Source organism: Micromonospora sp. 4G55 (assembly GCF_016803375.1).
The window spans coordinates 1-5,804 of record NZ_JAEVHN010000394.1 but is presented as its reverse complement, the minus strand read 5'-3'; the positions used below and the strand labels follow the sequence as shown (position 1 = coordinate 5,804).

Here is a 5,804-nt window from a genome sequence, read left to right as displayed (position 1 = left end):
CGCGCTGCTGCCGACGCCACCGGCGGTGCCGGGCGCGCTGGTCACCGCGCTGGTCGCGATCGGCGTCCACCCCGTCCGGGCCCGGGTGCAGCGCGGGGTGGACCGGCTGATCCACGGCGAGGCGGTCGAGCCGCTCGGCGTGGTACGCGGTGTCGGGCACCGGATCAGCGCCGCCGAGGACGCCGCCGACGCGCTGACCGGGGTGGCGCAGAGCCTCACCGACCTGCTCCGGCTCGGCGCCTGCGACATCGAGGTGGACGCCCGGACGCGGCAACCACCCACGGTGGCGTCACCGGGCCGGTGGGCGCACCGCTGGTGCTGCCGCTGCGCCGGGGCGAACGGGAGATCGGCCGGCTGGTCGCCTGGGCGCGCGCGGGGGGAGCGGCTGGACGGACGTACCCGGGCCGCCCTGGTGGACCTGCTGCCGCTGGTCTCGGCGGCGGCCAGCCTCGCCGCCACCGGCCGGGCCCTGGCCGGCTCGCGGTCCCGGCTGGCCGAGGCGCGCGAGGAGGAGCGGCGCAAGCTGCGCCGGGACCTGCACGACGGCCTGGGACCGGCGCTGGCCGGGGTGGCGCTGGGCCTCCAGGCGGCCCGGAACCTGCTCACCGCCGACCCGGCCGCCGCCGGGCAGCTGCTGGACCGGCTGCGCGAGGAGACCGACCAGCGCGTGGAACAGGTGCGCGACCTGGCCCGGGGGTTGCTGCCGCCGGTGCTGGGCGAGCGCGGCCTGACCCCGGCCCTGCACGAGCTGGCCCGCCGGTACGACGGCTCCGGCCTGGCGGTGCTGGTGGACGCCGCGCCGCTGCCGTTGCCGGAGCCGGTCGCCACCGCCGTCTACGGCATCGTCTCCGAGGCGGTCCGCAACGCGCACCGGCACTCCGGCGCGATGCTGTGCCGGGTGGACGTGGCCCGGGACGCCGCAGGGCTCACCGTCCGGGTCACCGACGACGGCAAGGGCGTGACCCCGGGGACGCCGGCCGGGGTGGGCATGCTCTCCATGCGGGAACGGGCCGAGGGGATCGGCGGGGTGTGCGTGGTGGGCCCGGGCGAGCCGGGCGGGACCCGGGTCACCGTGCGGGTGCCGGCCGACCGCCTCCCGCCGGTCGAGCCGGATGCGCCCGCCGGCGAGCCGGTGGTCGCACTGGCGGCGCCGGCCGGAGTCGGGGCCGGCGAGGATCGCGCGTTGGCGGTACGGCCGTGACGGCGGAGGTGATCCGGGTCGCCGTGGTGGACGACCATCCGGTGTTCCGGCTCGGCATGACGGCGCTGCTGGCCTCCACGCCGGGGCTGGCGGTGGTCGGCGAGGCGGCCGACGCCGACGAGGCACTGCGCGTCGCGGACCTGCACCGCCCGGACGTGGTGGTGATGGACCTGCACCTGGGTGGCCGGTCCGGGGTGGAGGCCACCCGGGAGATCGTGGCCCGGCACCCGGGCACCGGCGTGCTGGTGGTGACCATGCTGGACGACGACGACTGGGTCTTCGCCGCGCTGCGCGCCGGCGCGCGGGGTTACCTGCTCAAGGGCGCCGCCCCGGCGGAGGTCGACCGGGCCGTCCGGGCGGTCGCCAACGGCGAGGTGCTGCTCGGGCCGGTGGTCGCCGCCCGGGCGGTCAGCTTCCTCGCCGGGGCGCGCTCCGGGGTGGCGGCGCCGTTCCCGGAGCTGACCGACCGGGAGCGGGAGGTGCTGGACCTGGTCGCCCAGGGACTGAGCAACGTCATCATCGCGCGGCGGCTGACGCTCAGCCCGAAGACCGTGCGCAACCACCTGTCCAACGTGCTCACCAAGCTCCAGGTCGCCGACCGCAGCCAGGCCATCGTCCGCGCTCGGGAGGCGGGACTCGGTCAGCCCTGAGCCCGGCGCCGGGTCAGCTCCCGAATTCCGGGTGCTCGGCTCGACGGCGCAGATCCGGTTCCAGTTCCTGATGCTCCGGCTGCTGCCGCACCTGCCCGGGCGGGACCGCATGATCGGGCGGGTCGCCGAGCCGATCCGCCGGGCCGCGAACGCGATCACCCTGCCCGATCCCGTCCCGGCGCCGCGCGGTGCCTGAGGAGGGGTACGGCGGATCAGGGCCGAGGCGGTTGCCCGCCGAGTCGACCGGCGTACGTGTCGCGCAGCTCCGCCCAGCCGAAGTCCTTCGCCTCCGCGCCCCGGATCGGGCCGACCGGGTCGCCGGCCAGCAGGTGGTCGGCGACGTCGAGGCAGAGGTGCCAGCCGGCGGCCACCATCGGTAGCATTCCCCGCTCGGCGAGGGTGTGTCGCAGCACCAGCCGGGTGCCGGTGCCGGACGGGGTCAGCTCCCACCGGAGCAGGTCGTCACCCCAGGTGTATTCGAGCAGGTGGGGTGGCTCGGCCCGGCGTACCGTCGCGGGTTGCGCCACGGCCGTGTCGCCGTCGACCATGGTGAGCGTCGCGGCGCCCGGGGCGCCGAGGTCGCGGTCGGCCAGGAACGGCGCCCACTCGCGCAGCCGGGCCGGGTCGGTCAGCGCCGCCCACACCTTCTCCGGCGCGTGCCGCAGCTCGCGGACGAACAGCAGCGTCCACCGGTCGCCGGCGGGCTCGGCGTCGATCTCGGCCGGCGGGCCGGGGCGGAACGAGTCGCGGTCCATGGTCACTCCTTGTCGAGGTGGCGCTCCAGGGCGTCCAGGTGCGCGGTCCACATCTCGCGGTACGGCGCGAGCCAGCCGTCCACGGCGCGGAACGGGCGTACGTCGAGGCGGTAGATGCGGTGCTGCGCGGCCGTGCGGCAGGAGACGAAGCCGGCCTCGCGCAGCACCTTGAGGTGCTTGGAGACGGCCGGCTGGCTCATGCCCAGCACGTCGACCAGCTCGCCGACGCTGCACTCCGAGCGGCGCAGCGCGTCGAGGATCCGGCGTCGGGTGGGCTCGGCCAGCACGGCGAAGGCGTCGACGGACACCGCCACAATATGCCGCATCGCTCATATGCCTGTCAAGGAATGAAGGTTCGTCCAGGACCGGAGGCGACGGCGCCGCCGCCTCCATATGCTCGGCGCATGGAACTGCGGATCTTCACCGAACCCCAGCAGGGCGCCAGCTACGACCAGCTGCTCGCCGTGGCCCGCGCCGTCGAGGATGCCGGGTACGGCGCCTTCTTCCGCTCCGACCACTACCTGAGGATGGGCGCGGTGAGCGGGGCGCCCGGGCCGACCGACGCCTGGACCACGCTGGCCGGCCTGGCCCGCGACACCTCCCGCATCCGGCTCGGCACGCTGATGACCGCGGCCACCTTCCGGCTGCCCGGACCGCTCGCCATCACCGTGGCGCAGGTCGACCAGATGAGCGGCGGCCGGGTCGAGCTGGGCATCGGCACCGGCTGGTACGCCGAGGAGCACACCGCGTACGGCATCCCGTTCCCGACGCTCGGGGAGCGGTTCGCGCGGCTGGAGGAGCAGCTGGCGGTCATCACCGGGCTCTGGGCGACGCCGGTCGGCAAGACCTTCGACCACCCCGGGACGTACTACCCGGTCACCGACTCGCCGGCGCTGCCCAAGCCGGTGCAGCAACCGCGCCCGCCGATCCTGCTCGGCGGGATGGGGCCGAAGCGCACCCCGCGGCTGGCCGCCCGCTACGCCGACGAGTTCAACCTGCCCTTCGCCTCGATCGAGGACACCGTCGCGCAGATCGCCCGGGTTCGCGAGGCGTGCGCGGAGATCGACCGTGACCCGGCCACCATGCGCTGGTCCAACGCCCTGGTGCTCTGCTGCGGACGCGACGAGGCCGAGGTCGCCCGCCGGGCCGAGGCGATCGGCCGGGAGCCCGCCGAGCTGCGCGACAACGGCCTCGCCGGCACCCCGGCCGAACTGGTCGACAAGATCGGCCGGTACGCCGAGGCCGGCAGCGAGCGGATCTACCTCCAGCTGCTGGACCTCACCGACCTGGACCACCTGGAGCTGGTCGCCGCGGAGGTGATGCCGCAGCTCTGAGCGCCGGCCGGTCAGCGCGCCCGCAGGCCGCCCGGCTCGCGCAGCACGGTGTCCAGCCGGCCGTCCCGGTCGCTGTCCAGATAGGTGATGTCCGGGACGCCGTCGCCGTCCAGATCGAACTGCACCACGTCGGCGATCCCGTCGCCGTCCAGGTCGGTGACCACCTGGGTCGACCCGTCCACGTGGTGGGTGACGATCGAGACCGCACCCGGCCCGGCCGCGCGCGGCGGCGGGCCGGGGGTCGGCGGGGTGGGCTCCGGCTCGGGCGCCCCCGCACCCGGTTCCGCTCCGCCCTCGGGCGCGGCGGCGGACGACCCCTCCTCCGGGAGGTGGTCGTCGTACGGCTCGGTGAGGGGCATGGGGCAAGTCTCCCACCGCGACCGGGCCCACCGCCGGGTGAGTGAGCCGATCTCTCATCCTAGACCGGCGGTGACGGCTGGGACCGCTGCGACGGGAGTGTCGGACCGGGCCGCTAGCCTGCCGCGCGTGGCACCTGGCGAGTACGTCCAGCAGACGCTGGCCGGTCTGGATCCGACAGCGGGCGGCGGGGTGGACCCGGCGCTGCCGCTCTACGCGACGACCTTCGTGGTGGTCGACCTGGAGACGACGGGCGGCGCCCCGGACGGCGGCGGCATCACCGAGATCGGCGCGGTCAAGGTGCGCGGCGGCGAGGAGCTGGGCGTGCTGGCCACCCTGGTCAACCCGGGGGTGCCGATCCCGCCGTTCATCACCGTGCTGACCGGCATCACCCAGGCCATGCTGATCCCGGCCCCGCCGATCGAGCAGGTGCTGCCGAGCTTCCTGGAGTTCATCTCCGACGCCGTGCTGGTCGCCCACAACGCCCCCTACGACGTGGGCTTCCTCAAGGCGGCCTGCGCGAAGCACGGCTACCGCTGGCCCAACCCGCGGGTGCTCGACACCGCCGCCCTGGCCCGCCGGGTGCTCACCCGCGACGAGGTGCCCAACCGCAAGCTCGGCACCCTCGCCGCCTACTTCCGCACCGCCACCCAGCCCACCCACCGCGCTCTGGACGACGCGAAGGCCACCGTCGACGTGCTGCACGGGCTGATCGCGCGGCTGGGCGGGCACCGGGTGGACACGGTCGGCGAGGCCATCGAGTTCGCCCGCGCGGTCACCCCCACCCAGCGCCGCAAGCGGCACCTCGCCGAGGGCCTGCCCAAGGTGCCCGGGGTCTACATCTTCCGGGCCGCCGACGACCGGCCGCTCTACGTCGGCACCTCCGGCGACATCGCCACCCGGGTGCGCAGCTACTTCACCGCGGCGGAGAAGCGGGCCCGGATCTCGGAGATGCTGGCCGCCGCCGAGCGGGTGGAGGCGGTCGAGTGCGCCCACCCGCTGGAGGCCGAGGTCCGGGAGCTGCGGCTGATCGCGGCGCACGCCCCGCCGTACAACCGGCGCTCCAAGTTCCCCGAGCGGATGGTCTGGCTCAAGCTGACCGACGGTCCCTATCCACGGCTGTCGGTGGTGCGCAGCCTCGCCCCCGGCGACACCGCGTACCTGGGGCCGTTCCGCTCCAAGCAGGCCGCCGAGCTGGCTGCCGCCGGCTTCCACGACGCCGTCCCGCTGCGCCAGTGCACCCACCGGCTCTCGCTGCGCACGGTCACGCCGGCCTGCGCGCTGGCCGAGCTGGGTCGCTGCCCGGCGCCCTGCGAGCACCGGATCACCCCCGAGGAGTACGACCACCGCGCCGCCGCCCCGTTCCGCACGGCGACGGCCAGCGACCCGCAGGTGGTGGTCGACGCCCTGCTCGCCCGGATCGAGACGCTGTCGGCGGGCCAGCGCTACGAGGAGGCGGCGGTGGTGCGCTCCCGGCTGGCGGCGGTGCTGCGGGCGAGCGTACGCA

At 75.5% G+C, this 5,804-nt stretch carries 8 protein-coding genes; 5 read left to right on the top strand and 3 right to left on the bottom strand.

Annotation, left to right across the window (positions count from 1 at the left end):
• The 3 genes from JNW89_RS37360 to JNW89_RS25375 all read left to right on the top strand — a co-directional run.
• Positions 1 to 1,201: sensor histidine kinase (locus JNW89_RS37360; RefSeq protein WP_305070539.1), on the top strand; the 1,201-nt coding region annotated here is incomplete at its 5' end.
• Entirely contained in the window at positions 1,198 to 1,851 is a 654-nt protein-coding gene (locus JNW89_RS38170; protein WP_238450813.1) for a response regulator transcription factor, read from the top strand. The genes JNW89_RS37360 and JNW89_RS38170, both read left to right, overlap by 4 nt.
• 31 nt (positions 1,852 to 1,882) lie before the next feature.
• Positions 1,883 to 2,047, top strand: coding sequence for a hypothetical protein (locus tag JNW89_RS25375; protein WP_238450811.1), 165 nt, complete (start codon positions 1,883 to 1,885; stop codon positions 2,045 to 2,047).
• 16 nt (positions 2,048 to 2,063) lie between these two features.
• On the opposite strand, the gene JNW89_RS25370 is transcribed toward JNW89_RS25375, so the two are convergent.
• Together JNW89_RS25370 and JNW89_RS25365 are read right to left on the bottom strand one after the other, a co-directional pair.
• Complete coding sequence (locus tag JNW89_RS25370) at positions 2,064 to 2,606, bottom strand: SRPBCC family protein (protein ID WP_238450809.1); 543 nt, start codon at positions 2,604 to 2,606, stop codon at positions 2,064 to 2,066.
• Positions 2,607 to 2,608: 2 nt separating this feature from the next.
• Entirely contained in the window at positions 2,609 to 2,914 is a 306-nt protein-coding gene (locus JNW89_RS25365) for a helix-turn-helix transcriptional regulator (protein WP_238450807.1), read from the bottom strand.
• A 96-nt stretch (positions 2,915 to 3,010) separates the two neighbouring features.
• On the opposite strand from JNW89_RS25365, the gene JNW89_RS25360 reads away from it, so the two are divergent.
• On the top strand, positions 3,011 to 3,940 hold the full coding sequence (locus JNW89_RS25360; protein ID WP_238450806.1) for an LLM class F420-dependent oxidoreductase: 930 nt from the start codon (positions 3,011 to 3,013) through the stop codon (positions 3,938 to 3,940).
• A gap of 11 nt (positions 3,941 to 3,951) precedes the next feature.
• On the opposite strand, the gene JNW89_RS25355 is transcribed toward JNW89_RS25360, so the two are convergent.
• A complete protein-coding gene (locus JNW89_RS25355; RefSeq protein WP_238450804.1) occupies positions 3,952 to 4,299 on the bottom strand; it encodes a hypothetical protein in 348 nt (115 codons plus the stop codon).
• 127 nt (positions 4,300 to 4,426) lie between these two features.
• Here JNW89_RS25355 and JNW89_RS25350 point away from each other — a divergent pair.
• The coding region (locus JNW89_RS25350) for a DEDD exonuclease domain-containing protein (protein ID WP_238450803.1) at positions 4,427 to 5,804 on the top strand (1,378 nt) is incomplete at its 3' end.